Source organism: Arthrobacter sp. AOP36-C1-22, assembly GCF_052377515.1.
Taxonomy (GTDB): domain Bacteria; phylum Actinomycetota; class Actinomycetes; order Actinomycetales; family Micrococcaceae; genus Arthrobacter_H.
Genome location: NZ_JBQSWW010000017.1, coordinates 1 through 17,426 on the forward strand (window position 1 = coordinate 1; position 17,426 = coordinate 17,426).

The window sequence follows — 17,426 nt, forward strand, 5'->3', positions numbered from 1 at the left end:
ATAAGGCAAGTGCCCGTGTTTTGGAGAAGCTCAGCAAAGCGCCACGGGTCCGTGAATTGTGCCTTCAGTATTCGTCGGGTTGGAACGAGACATCTGACCGAAAGAAGGGCTATTTCGAGGTCGGTTCGAAGGTGAACTCGACCTGGGACGACGTTATACTCCAAGGGCCCCACTTCACGGTGGCCAATCCGTTCGCCAAGGAACCTAACCCCACAATGAGGAGCAACAAAGACTGGACAGAAATCGATCTTGAGGCCCTCCCCGCCGATTTCATCCCGCGCACCAGCTACCAGCCCCAAGGCGACAGAAAGCGCTACGACCGGGACTACACGACATGGAAGTACGACGACGAAATCATTCCAGCACGTTCCGTATTTCGTGTCGGTTGGCGACTAATGGCTTCAACAACGGGTGTACGTACCTTTTATCCCCACTATTATTCCTCGGGGCGCTGCACATACGCACGGAACGCTGTCCGCTTTTGCCAAGGCGCATTCATGGAGTAGTGAACAATTAATGCTGTTTGGAATTTGGTCAAGTATTCCCTTGGACTTTCTAGTCAAGGCAAGTGGCGTAGCAAATTTGACAGCCTCTTTCGTCGAGACTCTTCCTTTTCAGGCTTCTCTCGACATTCGGACTGCGATTGTTAATAGAGCTGGGAAACTTTGTTGTTTGACGAATGCGTATGCGAAGCTTTGGAACGATTCGGAACTAGGCGAATGGTCACCGGAAAAGCCTGCTCGTAAAGCTGAAGAGCGTCGGATGCTTCAAGTCGAGCTGGATGCATTGGCAGCGCTCAGTTTAGGACTAACGACCGATGAGTTATGCACCATATATCGAACTCAGTTCCCAGTGCTTCGTGGATATGAGCAGAACGATCTTTACGACTCCAACGGCCGGAAAGTTCCAAGCGACATGAACAGGCAATACCGCAAGCTCGGTGAGACTGGCATGACCGCTGCAGACTTGCAGTGGACGCATCCACAGAGCGAAGTGGAGTACACCTTCGAGTTCCCGTTCCGAAGCTTCGACCGGGAAGAAGACATGCGAGCTGCCTACGCCAAGTTTGAACCGCTGCTTCGCTCCGAAACGTCCAGCGCGAATGACATCGAGGAGCTGCCTGCAGCTGCTTCCGAATGGCAAGGGGCCGCCCAGTGACGGTGGAAAGTAGCAAGAGCCAGGCTTCTTCCGAGCTGCTGCCCACCAAGCAGGCACGCCGGCTTGTTGAAGGATTGAGTGACTACCTGTCGACGACATTCGCCTTGAGCGAGGGCGGTGCCCAGGAAGCCATTGGCAGCTTTTTGGAAGACCCCCAAAACGGGATGTTCAAGGGGCCCTATGTGCGCCTGCGGCTGCCGTTTGCCGCTGCAGAAGGCGATGCTACGGACGTTCTCGACTCCTACACCTCGGACTTCACCCCTTATGGGCACCAGGCTGCTGCCTTCAAACGGCTGAGCAGCAAAGGCAAAAATGGCGAGTTATTTAGGCGGCCTCAACCGACCTTGGTCACCACGGGAACCGGCTCGGGTAAAACCGAAGCTTTCCTGTACCCGATCATCGACCATGTCCTCCGTGCGCAAAAGGCCGGCATCCGAGGCGTCAAGGCACTGATCTTGTACCCGATGAACGCCCTCGCCAATGACCAGGCCCAACGTTTGACCGAGATGCTGCAGCATCCCGACCTGGCTGGCATTCGGGCTGGCATCTACACCGGACAGAAGGACGGGTCACGACGCACCGTGATCTCGCCCCGAGGGCTCATCAACGATCGACACACTTTCCGCGATAATCCGCCGGATATCCTGCTGACCAACTACAAGATGCTGGACATGCTCCTCCTGCGTCATGATGACGCGCCTATCTGGCAGCAGTCGGCAACCAGTTTGCAGTACATCGTGCTCGATGAGTTCCACACCTACGACGGTGCCCAGGGAACCGACGTTGCGATGCTCCTGCGCCGACTTGGTCTCACACTTAAGTCCCATTGGCCCGCGGATCTATCCACCGTTTCCCATGGCCCCGCGGAAACCGACAGGGCTAGACCCCTGGGCCGGATGACCCCGGTCGCCACCTCCGCCACCCTCGGAACCACGTCTGTCAGTCCAGAACATGGGGAAACGGACGATGACGCGCATCCGATGCTTAAGTTCGCCCACACGGTCTTCGGTGAGCGATTCGATACTGATTCAGTGGTGACCGAATCGCGCCTCAGTGCCGATGAGTGGTGCGCCTGGGGAACCTCGGCGGCTACCGAGCCTGCAGTGGGGGGAACATCCCTCTTCGCGCCCCGGGGTCTTGAGGACATCGCCCTGACGATCAAGGTCACCAACGACGCGATCGAAAGCACGGCATCCACGGAAGCCACCCTGGAGCGGGTCGTCGACGCTCTCTTTGATGAGAATGGACGTCCACCGGTCTGCTGGTCTGCTGGTCAGCGCACTCCGAAGAATATCGATTCCCTGTTGGCGGCGCTGCGCCTGCACCCGCTCAGCAAGAAACTCATCGAGACGGCCAGCAACGCCGTCGCACTCGTCGACCTCGCGGACGTAGTTTTCCCGCAACGTGTGCTGCCCGAAGGCATCACGGGTGAGGATGCCGAGACTTTCCTGGGCCACGTGCTGTCCCTGTACTCCCATGTGCGGGCGATTGCCGGGCGCGCAGCCCTCACCGTCGAAACCCACCTCTGGGTGCGTGAGCTCTCCCGCATCGACGCAGCACTGGACCTGACGCACGATTTCCGCTGGAGTGATGACGGCACCGATGAAGCAGACCTGGACCACCACCGGGTCCACCTCCCCGCCATCTTCTGCCGTCACTGCGGGCGTAACGGCTGGGGAGGCCTCATGGCTCCAACGGGCACCGAACTGATCATGGACCCAGATCAGGTCCGCCAAGCATCCATGCAGAACAGCACGGACTTCCGGGCATTGCTCTCGGGGGCCAACGAAGCCGAGGCCGCCTTCCTGCAACGCCAAGCCGGCGTTGATGAGCCCGAGGTCGAAGGACTGCGCTACCTCCACACGGCCAATCACACCCTGGCCAGTGACATTCCCGAGGAGGACGAAGCGGACTTCGAAAAGGGCCTGATCATTCCGGTACTCACCCACCCGGGGCTCGAAGCAGGCGACCTGAGCGCCAAGGACGTCTGCCCCGCCTGCCACGCCCCCGATGCCATTCGCTTCATCGGGAGTGCCATCGCCACCTTGCTATCGGTGGCCATTTCCAACCTCTTCGGCGCCGAGGAACTCAACGACGACGAAAAGAAGGCACTGGTCTTCACCGACTCCGTCCAGGATGCTGCACACCGTGCAGGGTTCGTGCAGGCCCGCTCGCGGACCTTTTCGCTCCGCACCGTATTGCATAATGCGCTGCGCGCAGGGGAAATCACCAGTCTCACGGAACTCATTGAAGCAACCATGCGGGTGGGGGATGGGACAGCAGATGCCTCACGCCGCTACGAGTTGGTCCCGCCGGAGCTCACCGATCGCGATGAGTTCCGGGTGTTCTGGGACCCGAAGGCGGCAGCGGCCGCGGATGCCGGCAAACGTCGTCGGGCCCGCGATCTCGTCCGCAAACGGCTGTCTTTCGACGCAGCCCTGGAATTCGGCCTGCAGTCACGATTGGGTCGAACCTTGGAGCTGACTGGTTCGGTGACGGTGGAAACCCAGGCTGGCAATGACATGCAGATGATCGCGCTGGCACGGCGCGTGCTGGAAAGCCGCGTCCAGGTACCCATGTTCGAACGCAGCGAAATCACTGACGCCCAACTCATGGCCTGGCTGCGCGGAATCCTGGTCCGTATCCGATTGCAGGGAGGCATCGCCCATCCTTGGTTGAATAGGTACATTCGCCGGGATGGCCACCGGTGGAACATCTGGGGCGGCCGTGCCCGCGGTGAAGGGATGCCCGCATTCCCCTCCGGCCGACCGGCCCCCGTGTTCCCCAAGATCGGCGGCTCTGCCGGCGAAACCAACTTCGACGCCGTGCTAGGGCGCAGTACCTGGTATTCCCGCTGGACCGTCCGCTGCCTTGACGTGGCCCATGAGGACGCCGGATATCTGGCCAAGGCCCTCTTCGACGAGATGGTCGGCGAAAACCTGCTCGATGTCACCCGCAGTGAAACGGGTGCCGACATCTACTCACTCAGCCCGGACCGGCTACTGCGCTCCATTCCCGACACCAAAGCCCTCGAAGCGGGGAAACATACCCTCAAATGTTCGGTCTGCGAAGGGCTCACCTTTGGAACCGACACCGTGGTCCGCCAACTCGAGGGCGCTCCCTGCCTGATGGTCCGCTGCCCAGGCAGTCTGGCCCCCTCCCCGGTAAAGAAATCCAACTTCTACCGCGATCTCTATGCCTCCACGAATGGTAAGCGCGTGGTCGCCCATGAGCATTCCTCGCTGCTCGACGACAAGACGCGTGTCCAGGTCGAGACCGACTTCAAGTCCGGGGCCGGAAAACCGGATGCCCCCAACGTCCTGGTGGCAACCCCTACCTTGGAAATGGGCATCGATATCGGTGACCTGTCCACCGTGATGCTCTCATCCATGCCAAACTCCGTCGCCAGCTATGTCCAGCGGGTGGGCCGGGCAGGACGCTTGACCGGCAATTCGCTGGCCATGGCCTTTGTCCGAGGACGCGGCCAACACCTGCCCAAGCTCAACGACCCACTGTCGGTCATCGGCGGGGAGGTTCGCCCGCCGGCAACATACTTGGACGCAGAAGAAATCCTGGCCCGCCAGTTCCTGGCCTACCTGGCCGACCGTCTGGCCCAGGACAAGGCCGCGCCTCATCCGGACATGGCACGCGATGCGCTGGGCAGCCTGGGGACCGACACCTTTTTGGGAGCCCTCATCGGCGAGACAGAGATCCGCGGGGAGGAACACCTGCAGGCTTTCCTGCAGCAATTCACAGACGCGGCAGGCGGCGAACTGATCAGTACCGCGGGATGCCAACGGCTGCGACACTGGGTGCTGGGGGACGGCGAAAACACCGCGCCACTGGCAGTGAAGCTGGCCCAGGCGTCCAGGCAGTGGAATGAAGACCTCGAAGAGATCAGCCGTCGAATCACGGAATTGGACCAGACGGTGATCCCCGAGCTGAAGACGGATGCGGAAGAAGCAGCCAGGCTCAATGACGAGGACAGCAGCACCGTCCGTGAGGCCCGCCATGCGGTGAGTGCCGCCATCGGAACGCTCAAGCGCATGAGGAAGCAGCGTGATGAGCAACTGTTGGGAACCTACTGGATTTCCCTCATGGAATCCTACGGACTCTTCCCCAACTACACCTTGATCGGCGATACCGTTCAACTGGACGTCGGCCTGTCCTGGCGCAACGAGGAAACCCAGGAGTTCGAAGCGGAAGTCCGCAGCTATCAACGCGGTGCCGCAGCGGCGTTGCGCGAGTTCGCCCCGGGATCCACGTTCTATGCCGGTGGTCTGGAAATCAAGGTCGACGCCGTGGACATGGGAGCCCAACAACGCGATCTTGAAAAATGGCAGGTGTGCCCTGCCTGCGGTTGGGTCAACAAGGATTTCGCGGCACTGGCACCCACGTGCCTGCGCTGCCATGCGACCGACATCAACGACACCGGGCAGGTCCTCAATGTCGCCGTCCTACGCAAGGTCTCCGCGGAGATCCGCCGGGACGAATCCGTCATCGGCGACCGCCAGGATGATCGCCATCGGACCAGCTTCCATATCGTGCCGGCAGCAGACATCGACCAACACAACGTGACCGACCGCTGGTTCGTGGAGGATTTCGAATTCGGCATCGAATACTTCTCCAACGTCGACATCCGCTGGCTCAACCTGGGGGAGCGGGGAAGACAAGGACCGACAACCTCGATAGCCGGACATGAGGTTGAGGCCCCGCTGTTCCACCTCTGTGACGTCTGCGGCCAGCAGGACAGATCAGCCAAACAGAACTCACCCGACGAACACCGATTCTGGTGCAAACACCGCAAGAGCAAGGAAGAGCACGTCCAGACCGTCGCACTGGCGTATGAACTGAAGACCCAGGCCATCCTGCTGCACGTGCCGATGGACCTGACGGTCAGCGACGATTTCGCGCTAGCCACCCTGAAGGCCGCGCTGCTCTTGGGCCTGCAGGAATCCCTCGGCGGCACACCCGGCCACCTGGGCGTCATCGCCGTGCCGGATACCGATCCCACAGCCGCCGGTGTCGAGAGTCCTGCAACCGCGCTGCTGCTGCACGACACCGTCCCAGGAGGCACCGGCTATCTAGCCGAGTTCACCCAACCCGAAAACGTGCATGCCCTACTCCGTGCTGCCTGGGCGAAAGTACGGGATTGCGAGTGCCAAAAGACCGGCCGGCTGGCCTGCCATCACTGCCTGCTGCCGCACGCCGACTATGGTACCGAGGACCAGGTATCGCGCTCTGCCGCCGAACGACTTTTGGGAACACTACTGGCCGGGACGCAACACACCCAGGCACCCACCGATGAGTCCTTCGAACCAGTCTTCTCAGATTGGACGGTCACTAAGGAGAAGCCAGAGCAGCACGCGAACGGGGAATCACATCTGGAAGTCCGCTTCCGGCACGTCCTGATCGAACATCTCCAAACCCTCGGAGCGAAGGTCCAGCAAAAGGATGTGCAGGGACGACGCACCTTGCAGTTCCAGCTGCCATCGCAGAACTTCTACTGGTTCCTCGAGGAACAAGTAGACATGCACGGTACCCGGCCGGACTTCGTGCTCAGGCAGCAGGGTGGTGGCGAGGGAATCGCCATCTACACCGATGGTCGCCAGTTCCACGCCAGTCCTGCCCATAACCGCACCGCCGATGATGCGGTCAAACGCCACCGCCTGCGCGAGCATGGCATCATGCCCTGGGCCATTACCTCCCGGGATCTCGACGATTTCACTGCCGGGGGAGCGGACCACGCCTTGCCGCCGTGGTTTGAACCAAAATTCGTCGACGCCATGATGAAGAAGCACTCACTGTCGCCGGCACTGCTGCGCGCCATCTCCGTCGGCGCCATGGCCTTGCTGTGGGAATGGATCAATGACCCCCAGGTGGAGGCCTGGAACCGGTTTGCCGATACGGTCCCCCTGTTCATGCTGGAGGCCAAACCTCGGCCGCTGGAGGCAGCGAAGGACCTCTCGGGCCAGCTCCTGAAGGTCATGACCCCAGACGCTGTCTTCTCACTTCTGGGTGGAAACCAGGACGCCGCGACGTTCTGGTGGACACGAGAACGTGACTTTGTCTCCATCATTCTCTCAGGCCGGCCCGACCATCCCGGGGGTACCCGGGCCATTCTCTGTCTCGACGATCATGAACCGGCTCTCTACGATGAAGCACATGCCGACGCCTGGAGACACTGGCTCCTGGTTTCGAATCTGTTGGGTTTCAAAACCCACGGGGCGGCCATCCTCACGACACGCAGCGCGGCAGAAATTACGACTCTTTTGCAGTTGCCCTCTGTCGGTCAAACAACAGGAGTCCCCAGCGTCTCCGTTGGTTCGAGCCCACTGGGTGCGCATGACCAGCCGACGGGTCGCATCAATGCCGGCTGGGCTGCCGTTCTGGAACAAGCACTCGACGACGATGAACTCGGCTTCTTCAATACCCTGGCACGGCTCGACATCACCCCAACGCCAATGGTGGGGGAGGAAATCAACGGATGGCCCACTATCCTGTCCTGGGACTCCGAAGGCATCGCCGTTCTCGCCGATACCGAGGGCGTAGACGCACTGACAGCCGCGGGCTGGCAAGTGATCGGTGGCACGGATGACGAGGCTGCCGAACGCATTGCGGACTTCCTGAGCACGGCCCCCTCAGAAGCGACGAACACCAAGAACCCCGCAGGGAAAGGATCCTAGCCATGGCATTCGTGACAATGGTGTCCACCAAAGACAAGCTGGACGGGTCGATCAAGAAGCAAGTCTTCGACTTCCTGCGGAAGCTCCAGGACAACGACACCGCTCCCGGACTGCATATCGAACCCATGAAGGGAGCCCGCGATCGCCGGGCCCGCACCGGCAAGGTCAACGACATGTGGCGTGCGGTCCTCTTCCGCATGGAGGTGCCGGGGGAGACCCACTACGTTTACATCGGGACCTGGCCACACGACAAGGCCAACGCCATCGCTGAATCCAGCATCATGACCTTCAACAGCGCCCTCGGGGTGCCGGAGATCATCAACCGCGGTGCACCGAAACCAGCCGCCGAAGAACCGACACCGAAACGGCGTCGTCCCCACGACCGTTCCACCAGTCAGGATTCCGAGGCCGGGTCCCCTGTGGACGACGCGCCGAAGGTGCCGCTACCCAGCCCACCTCCGTGGAGCAACCCTCTGTCCCATGGGTGGACTGCAGCATGGCTGTCCATGCAGGCCGGCATCGATGGTGAGAACGCGGAAGCGGCGCTGGCCGCCGGCAGCGCTTCCGGCTTCAGCGCGGTGGTGAACTCCTGCCCGGAAGTGCAGGGCCTCGTCCTGCTCGGGCTGGCCCAAGGCGACGACCTGTCCACCGTTCGCAGCGAACTGGGTCTATCTGCCGCTCCCATGGAGGTAGCCGATGACGGTGAAGATATCGCCGTGGTCCGTGGGCTGAAGACCGCCCCGCTGGGCTTTGCCTACGTGGGGGAAAATCCACAGGAACTTCGCGATGCCGTCGAAAGTACGGACATCGACCAATGGCGGATCTTCCTCCACCCCGAACAACGTCAATACGTCACCAAGGAAACCAACGGCGCCTACCGCCTCTCCGGCGGTGCCGGTACCGGTAAGACGGTCGTACTGCTGCACCGTGCCCGCCATTTGGCGCAGAAGGACCCCGAGCAGCGGATACTGCTAACTACGTTCACCCGCACCCTGGCGGAGTCACTGTCGACGAATATGGGCAAACTGGCCCCCGAGCTCGAGATCGTGCCCTTGGGAGAGCCCGGCATAGCGATCTTAGGAATCGACCAGATCGCCTACCGGATTCTTGCCGAGGCTTCCGTCGTCGAGAAGGACTCCGCCCATCAGACGGTTTTCGGCAGCGGCCGTAACGCGATGACGAAGCTTTCCGGTCGGGAAGCGTACAGCTGGAAGCAGGCGGCCGCCTCGGTGGAGCATGGGTTGGCCAACCATTTGATCGAGCCCGCCTTCCTGGCCCAGGAGTATCTGGCGGTGGTGCTGGCCGGCCGGATCACGTCGTTGGCCGATTATGTGAAGGTACCTCGCCCGGGCCGGGGGACGGCGTTGAACCGCAAGGCCCGCATGGGTCTGTGGAAGATCGTCGAGGCATTCCGCCGTGAGAACGAGTTGGACGATCAGCTCACCTATCCGGAGCAGACGGTGGTTGCGGCAGCAATCCTCGAACACCGTGCCGCCGGCGGCCAACCCCTTCCTGCAGATTCCGTACTGGTGGATGAGGCCCAGGATCTCCATGCCGGTCACTGGCAGTTATTGCGTGCCTTGGCATCCGAAGGCCCCGATGACCTTTTCATTGCCGAGGACTCGCACCAGCGGATCTACGGTCAGAAGATCTCCCTGAACCAGTTCGGCATCAAGATCCGTGGCAGGGCCCGCCGGCTGCGGCTGAACTACCGTACGACCGCTGAGAACCTCGCCTACGCCATTTCCATCCTGTCCGGCCAGGACTACCTCGACCTGGAAGGCGGGGAGGAAAACACCGCCGAGTATCATTCGGTGCGCACCGGACCGGAGCCGCTACAGGTCGGCGCGACCGATCTGCACAGTGAGCTGGACGCGGCGGTCGAACACCTGCAGCGGTGGCAGGAAAAGAAGGTGGAAGGCAATGCCATCGGCATCTTGGCACGCAGCGAAAAAGCGTTGAAGTCCATACACACCGGGCTCCTGGAGCGCGATATTCAAACACAAGTCGTTACGGCCCGGACCAAACGCCCCCACCCAGACCAACCGTTGTTGATGACGATGCACTCCGCGAAGGGCATGGAGTTCCAGAACGTCATTGTGATGGGGGTGGGCGACGGCGAGCTGCCGGCCACGTGGGATTTCGGAAAGCTGCCGGAAGCGGAGCAAGAAGACGCCGTCATGCGGGAACGCTCATTACTTTATGTCGCCGCATCGCGTGCCCGCGATGAACTGGTCATCACATGGGCCGGGGAACCCAGCCGACTCTTGGGGGGAATACATGAGTGAACAGGAGAATCTTTGGACACCGGTGATGGAATTCGCCCGGGTCTCACTGGAGCATACTGACCTGGACTCCGACGAACGCGACTATAAATTGGCTTTCGCTGAGCAGGCACACATCGCAAGGAACCAGCTCCTTGCTCACGACCCGGTTTGGTTTGAAACGCTGCGCAAGTGCTTGGGGCGTGCCGGTCTGGTGAACCAATACACGACCATGGGCCTCGCCCAAGTAGCCAAGGATCATCCGCACCAGCTTGAAGAGATCTTTCTGCAGATCTGGGCCGACGAGGCATCGCCAGCTTCGCTGGATCAATTTGTCGACGATCTCAGGGCACTAAATCCGACGAAGCTGTCCGCTGGCGGTACCGTCGGGCTGGGGGCATTGCTATTATTCGCCAGAACCCCCGAACAGTATGCTCCCTACCAGGTCCGACTTGCCGATGGCTTCCTCAAACTCGTTGGTGAGGTTCCTCTGGGGCCGAAATACTTCACGAAGCGGTTCCAGCAATTTCTGAATGTCCTCGATCGTCTCCTCGAGGAGGCCAGTAGTCAGGGTCTTCCGCTGCGTGACCGCCTGGACGCGCAGTCACTGATCTGGCGGCTCATGAAGGAAGACCCGACCCCAACGTGGCCCGGGGACGTTGCCGCCGGTTTGCGCACATGGCGAGGTGACAAGGTTGCTCCAATCACTGAGCACTATCAGCGTCGGGCCGGTAAGTCGCAGGAAACGGAAGATTCCGCGTGGCTCATCCTGGAACCGGCCCTTCACGGGCAACCGTCTCCTTTGGGTGGACACAGCACCGTCTGGAGTACGGAGGCGGCGCAGCAATTTGCAGAGCTTCGCAATACCCACGACCCCGTAACCGGTACCTTTAGCGAGAGGCTCCGTGCCCAAGTTGCCAGCGGCGATCAGGTCGTGCACCTTCTGGCCGCCGAATTGACCTTTCTACAATGCGTGGGGCTCTCCAACCTGCGGCCGGCCACAAAGATCGAGCGGGTCGAGGGCCTGCTCCGCCAGTCACCAGACGGACCCCGTGAGCTCCCTGTCAGCTTCCGTGAAGGCCTGCAATGTCGGGGGTCATTCAATGGGGGAGCGGCTTTCAACCTCCGCGCCGCTGTGCACATCGGCTGGCTCGGACGCTTTGCGGAGCATGTTTCCCGGGCCTCTCGGATCGATTTGGAACTGGCGCTGTCCACTCCGTGGGAATGGATGGCTTTCACGCTGGCAGTCCCTGAAGACCAGCCGGAGATCCGACACACCATCAACTATCTCGTGTGGCCCAACTATCTCCTTCCCGTCGTCGTCCAGGGGCATCGGCGCAAGATCAGAGATGCATTTTCCTCCGTCCTTGAGCGTGTCAGGGGTAACGGAGAAATCGAGCTGGCCAAGGACCTGCACGAAATCCTGGTCGTCCATACTCGCGAATCAGGCCGATACCCTGAATGGTATGCGGATCCATATATCACCCAGTGGGCCGGGGGCGAGGCGGCAACCAGCCGCGCTTGGATTGTGCCGCAAACGCAAAATGGCCGTGCCCTAGCCGAATTCTGGCAAGATCAAGAAGTAGTGAGCCTGCCTTCCCTCGGCTTGGACGCTGAATCCGTCGGTGCTTCCTTCGAAGAGATTCACGCCGCCCTGCGCGGTTCGATGGACGGAGAATCCGCCACGTCGATGCGCGATGCCGCGGGCTCCATCCACCGCTTTATCACCCAGATGTCCTTGGGCGACTACGTGGTGGTTCCATGGGAGGAGGTGCTGCTGGTCGGGCAAGTCACAGGGGATCCTGATCTCGGCACCCTCGAAGGTGCGAAGTTCCTCCGGACGGTGAGTTGGAATGTGACCTTGATAGTCAACGAAAACCTTCCCGCGCAACTCGCCGCCGGCCTCCAAGAAAGCCATGCCGTCACCGACGCCAGCGCCGCATCGCGAGATATCGCCTCGTGGTTCGACAAGGATCAGCCGGCTGGCGATGAACCCGTAGTAGCCAAACCTTCGGTGTCCAGGTCGCAGGAGGCACTGCAACTCGACGCAGCGACGGAGGATTTGAGTTCCAGGCTCCACATGGACCGGGACGACTTGCAGGAACTGGTTGACCTTCTACAGTCCAGGCGCCAGATCGTGCTCTATGGTCCCCCGGGTACCGGCAAGACCTATATTGCCAAGGAATTGGCGCGCCACTTGACCGGCAGGGAACGTACCGCCGATGTTCAAATCGTGCAGTTCCATCCTTCGTACTCCTACGAGGATTTCTTCGAGGGCTACCGCCCCGCCTCAGCCAATGGGCAGGTGGGATTTGAGCTGCAGGACGGGCCGCTACGCCGACTGGCCCGTGTGGCCGGCGAGCCAGGAAACGAGGATAAGCCGTTCTTCCTCATCATCGACGAGATGAACCGCGGCAACCTCGCCAAAATCTTTGGCGAACTGTATTTTCTGCTCGAATACCGGACGGATAGTATCCGGCTTCAATACAGCCCGACCGAGAACTTCATCCTTCCGCCGAATCTCTACATCATCGGAACGATGAATACGGCAGACCGCTCCATCGCCATGGTCGATGCGGCTATTCGGCGTCGTTTCGCGTTCGTGGAACTTCATCCCCAGGACGGGATGATCAGGGACGTGCTGGGCCGGTACCTGATCGCGCAGCAGCGTTCCCCGCTCACCGCTGAGCTGCTGGATAGCCTCAATGAAAAACTGGGTGCGGCCAAACGTGATCTGGCCATCGGCCCTTCCCACTTCATGAGGGATGATGCTGCAGATGCGGCCGGGTTGCGGCGAGTATGGAAATACGAGTTGCTTCCACTGTTGGAGGAATACCACTTTGGTGAACTCTCACGAGACGACGTCCATGCTGCCTTTGGCCTGGATGCCCTGTTGACGTCGATCGGTCGCAGTCTAGAAGACCTGGACGTGAACGTTGACGACGAGGAGTAGTCCTGAGGTTTCCGGGCTTCAGCATGTTGTCCTCGACGAATTGGGAACTACCGGTCCGGTTCTACAACTGGACGACAACGTGCGTGCAACGCTAGACGCCACTGGCCTGGTCACCGCAAAGCCGGCAGTCGGACCTGTTCCGGGGCAGATTGCCGGAACTTCGCGATATTGGGAATTGGTACCCTCTGGGCTCGTCGGTGCCGTGCAAATCGACGACCTATTGGTTGAAGTCAGGCCGAAGGACAAAGTCCCGATCGCCCAACTGCTTTTCCTCCTCGGCTACGCCCATGATCCTGGGTTCCGCCCCGAGAATGTGGACGCAACCGAGACAGCGGATTTGTGGTCGGTCTTCGGTGAGACCCTGGCACGCTTGGCCGAGCGGGCCACCCAACGAGGTGTCCTGCAGGGGTACGTAACCCTTGAGGAAACGCTGCGCACCGTGCGGGGCCGCATCCGCATGTCCGACCAGCTGACTCAGCGCCCTGGACAGTCCTTTCCCATTGAAGTGACCCACGACGACTTCACCATCGACATCGTGGAGAACCGGATTCTGCGCGCAGCGGCCCGGCGCATGTTGGCTGTCCCTCGAATACCTGCCGAAATCCGTCGGAGATTGATGCACCTCGATCATCGTCTTGCCGACGTCGCGGTGCTCACTAATACCCGGCATTCACCATCGTGGACACTGGGCCGCATGAACCAGAAGTACCTTCCAGCGCTGCGTATTGCGGAAATTATCCTGCGCAACATGGTGGCTGAGACGGCACCGGGCAGATTCTCCGTGGCGTCTTTTGCCGTGGACATGGCAAGGGTTTTCGAGGACTTCACGACCACGGCTTTGACTGAGGCCCTGCACCGGTATCCAGGTCGCACCACCGCCCAATATTCCTGCCACCTTGACGGCCCAAGGACTGACGGAGCTCCACGGATCGTGATGCGTCCCGACATCCTTCACCACATCGAGGACCGGCCTGCGCTGATTTTCGATGCCAAGTACAAGGCGGCCACCACCGGGGGCAGTTATGCAAACGCCGACTACTATCAAATGTTGGCGTACTCAACTGTTTTGGGCTGTATCCCCGCATGGCTGCTCTATGCGGGCCCCGGGTTACCGCGTAGTCGCAAGGTCATCGGGGCGACGATATTCATCACCGAATATCCCATCGATATCGGGCGGCCGCCCCGCGAGCTCCTCGCTCGCTTCGATGCGCTTGTCGGCTCCGCCATGGCCATGATTGAGCAACAACATCAGCCCGAGGTGAGCCGGTTCGATTGATGATCGGTTCACTATTCCGTTAGCGGTTCATTCCAACCCCAGGGCGGAGATCATCTCCTTTTCCGATACGGCTTCCGGCACCACCACGGCGTCCTTGAGATCGGTTTTCCGCCGCAGTAGCTGGTTCAAGTTCGCATCGAAGGAGCGGATCGATTCGTCAGGGTGGATGGCCAGGGGTAGATAGACATGTACCGGGCGCTGTTGGCCGATCCGGTAGATCCGGTCCGTGGCTTGTGCTTCCTTGGCCGGGTTCCAATGCCTCTCCAAGTGGATGGCGTGGTTCGCGGCAGTGACGGTCAGTCCGGTCCCGGCAGCAACCGGCGACATGATGATGACGCCGAACCCCTCCCGTCCTTGGAAGTCCGCGATGAGTTGTTTACGTGAGGGGGACTTGCCACCGGCCAGGGCCTGGGTGTCTCCATTGATGATGTGGACCCGCACGCCATAGCGTTCTTGAAGCCAGCGGGCCATGAGGCGTTGGAGCATTTTGTCGATGAGGAAGACGATGGCCTTCTCACGGTTTTCTTGCACCTGATCCAGGATGCCGAAGCTCGCCTGTACGCGTGCTGCGGCTTCGGGGGACACCTCGCCGTGAACGGGGCGGATATGGCGGTCGACCGGATGAAGACTAACCGCTTTCAGCCCGTGGAGAGTCTTTAACGCCGCTCCCTTTTTCCCTATCCGGGCCGAGTGGCTGCTCAGTGCTTGGAGATACTTATGTGCCTGCTCCTCCGGCATATGCCGATGGAGTTCGGGTAGATAGTCGACGCCGTCACCTGGCAGGCCACTATGGATCGTCTTCGGAGGCAGGTTGTGGAGATGGTCTTCCTTGATCCGCCGGAGCATGAACGGGCGGACGTGCTCGGCGAGCCCGCGTCCCTTGTTCAGCTGAGCTTGGGCGCTGGATTCCTCCACCGAGCGTACCCATTCACGGTTGAATTCCGGCCACGTACCCAGCAGTCCCGGTTGTGCGGTATCCATCAGCGACCAGAGATCCTTCAGCCGATTTTCCACGGGGGTTCCGGTACAGATCAGCTTGAATGAGGCCTTGAGCCCCTTCGCTGCCCGGGCTGCCAGCGTCTCCGGATTCTTCGTTTTCTGCGCTTCGTCGAAGATCACTGCACCCCATTCAACCTGCCCCAGTGAAAGCTGGTAGGACGCCAGAGTCTCGTAGGTGGTGATGACCAGTCGGCCGGGCTGGTCCAGCCGGTCTTCGCCAGCCTGCGGGCCCACGGCGAGGGAAAGCGTCAGGTCTTCCTCGGAAAGCATTCCGTCGGCATCGAGCAGAGAGGCACTCGCCGCGCTCTCTCGCTGTGCTCCGCGGTATTTGAACCGGTTCAGGTCCTCACTGGCTTGGAGCACCGCCACGTCGTTGAAGGGAGATCGGGTAAAGGTCTCCGATATTTCATCCTTCCAATTGTCGATGAGAGAAAGTGGCAAAACCGCTAATGTGGGCCGTGGCCGGCTACCCCTGCGTTGTTCCAGTTCCATCATTTCCCGGACGGCAACCAAGGTCATGAACGTCTTTCCCAGTCCCATATCGTCGGCCAGGATGGCCCCTTGAACCCGAGAGGGGTCGTCGCGTTTTCCCGTGAGGGCCGCTGACATGAGACGCACCATCCACTCGATGCCCTGGCGTTGATGCGGGAAGGGTTCCCTGCGAAGCCCCGAATAGGCGATCGGTCGTGGAAGGTCTGCATCCAAGGCGGCAGCTCGCAGCCGCCCGCTGAGCGAGTCGGCTTCATTGATGATGAATCCTACTTGGACGGCGTCTTCGCTCTTTCCCTGTAGGGGTGAGACTGGTTCAAGGAATTTTTGACGTGCCCGGGAGAGCGATGCATCTACTCGCGTGGCGTCACTGATGTCGATCAGATGTTCACCACACGCCGCTACCAAGGAGTTGCCGGAGCGAGCCCGTTCAACTGATTCCTCAACATCAGTGAGTTCGTCCTCGGTTTCAGCCAGTTCCGCCAATATTTCCGGTTCCAGTACCTCATCGGCGTCATCGATCCATTGAATACCGGACTCCGCTGCCTGGTTGAAGGACACCGGCGCCATGACACCGATGCCTTTGACCCGAACGCTGAAGACGCCCTCCATGTCGACTTTTTCAGGATCGATGAAGCTACCGGGTGCCTCATAGAAATCACCGACACGTTCTGCCGGGATGCGGGGGAGTCGATAAATCTCCCGAACCCCGTCCATCTGTTGCTTTTCCAGCAGAATGAGATCGTTGTCGATCCTGACGACATTCTCATCGCGGTCCAAGGCAAGCTGGTGGCGCCGCTGGTTCAGCTCACCGGCGCCATGACCAGTCCCGAGATTTGGGGTCAATGCCAGAGAGCCATCGCCCAGCTCTTCCACGGTGAGTCCTACCTTTTCCGGCGTACTCGTTTGGAAACGTTGGAAATAACCAAGATCCAGTGGAAAGGCGACACCTTCCGATGGAGCGTCATCGATGGCGTCGTCGAGATTGTTGGGACGGAAGTTACTGGCCTCACGTTGCGCTTTCTGTAATTGAGCGATCAGCCGGACGTTGGCGATCTCACCTCGATCGTTTGAGCCCAGGGCCTGGTGGGTTTCGATGGCCTCAAGAGCATGCAGCACCGGGCTGGTCAGCCTGTATCGATTGTCGCCAACCTGGAGAAAGGCACCAGCCCGGGTATAGGGCTCCGGGTGCTCTCCCCGCAAGGCCCGCACCGAGATCCCAAAGGCTGCGGAGGTGGTGTTGCTTCGCCGGTCAACACTGAATTGTTCAGAAAAAGTCGGAGGCAGGGCAAGAACTTCTGCGACATCTTCACCGAGTCGGGCGATGTCTTCCGTCGAAACCGAAAATCCCATTCCCGGGAGCCGGAGGGCAATACCCGCTTCTTCCAGCATGGACAAGACAATGAACTGGTCTGCGAGCGTGGCGGTACCGCCACCGGCTTCCAGGATCGCCAGGCTCTCTTGGTTCGTCGTCCATGCCGCCCCGGACTCATCCATCTGGACCTCAAGGCCGGCCGGGACTTGTGAAGCCACCTTCGTGGGGCCGGAATCCGTCCCACTCTTGCGTCGCCTGATTCTATCGAGCAAGCCCATCTGGTCCT

Annotated in this window: 7 protein-coding genes; 6 read left to right on the top strand and 1 reads right to left on the bottom strand. The window is 60.5% G+C overall.

Features of this window, described 5'->3' with window-relative positions; all coding sequences use genetic code 11:
- The 6 genes from ACT3S6_RS10465 to ACT3S6_RS10490 form a co-directional block, all read left to right on the top strand.
- Positions 1-506 (top strand): hypothetical protein (locus ACT3S6_RS10465; protein WP_444554896.1); only part of this gene is annotated, 506 nt, incomplete at its 5' end.
- Positions 507-516: 10 nt separating this feature from the next.
- Entirely contained in the window at positions 517-1,158 is a 642-nt protein-coding gene (locus tag ACT3S6_RS10470; protein ID WP_444554897.1) for a hypothetical protein, read from the top strand.
- Between the two features lie 2 nt (positions 1,159-1,160).
- Positions 1,161-7,844 (top strand): DEAD/DEAH box helicase, encoded by a 6,684-nt coding sequence (locus tag ACT3S6_RS10475; RefSeq protein ID WP_444554898.1) that lies wholly within the window; start codon positions 1,161-1,163, stop codon positions 7,842-7,844.
- 2 nt (positions 7,845-7,846) lie between these two features.
- On the top strand, positions 7,847-10,132 hold the full coding sequence (locus ACT3S6_RS10480) for a 3'-5' exonuclease (RefSeq protein ID WP_443381855.1): 2,286 nt from the start codon (positions 7,847-7,849) through the stop codon (positions 10,130-10,132).
- Positions 10,125-13,061 carry an McrB family protein gene (locus ACT3S6_RS10485; protein WP_443381857.1) on the top strand — a complete coding sequence of 979 codons (2,937 nt, stop codon included), beginning with the start codon at positions 10,125-10,127 and terminating at the stop codon, positions 13,059-13,061. Before ACT3S6_RS10480 ends, ACT3S6_RS10485 begins: the two co-directional genes overlap by 8 nt.
- 40 nt (positions 13,062-13,101) lie before the next feature.
- Positions 13,102-14,337, top strand: a complete 1,236-nt coding sequence (locus ACT3S6_RS10490; protein WP_444554899.1) for an McrC family protein — start codon at positions 13,102-13,104, stop codon at positions 14,335-14,337.
- A gap of 27 nt (positions 14,338-14,364) precedes the next feature.
- Here ACT3S6_RS10490 and ACT3S6_RS10495 read toward each other — a convergent pair whose 3' ends face one another.
- Complete coding sequence (locus tag ACT3S6_RS10495; protein ID WP_443381859.1) at positions 14,365-17,418, bottom strand: DEAD/DEAH box helicase; 3,054 nt, start codon at positions 17,416-17,418, stop codon at positions 14,365-14,367.
- Positions 17,419-17,426: the final 8 nt, after the last annotated feature.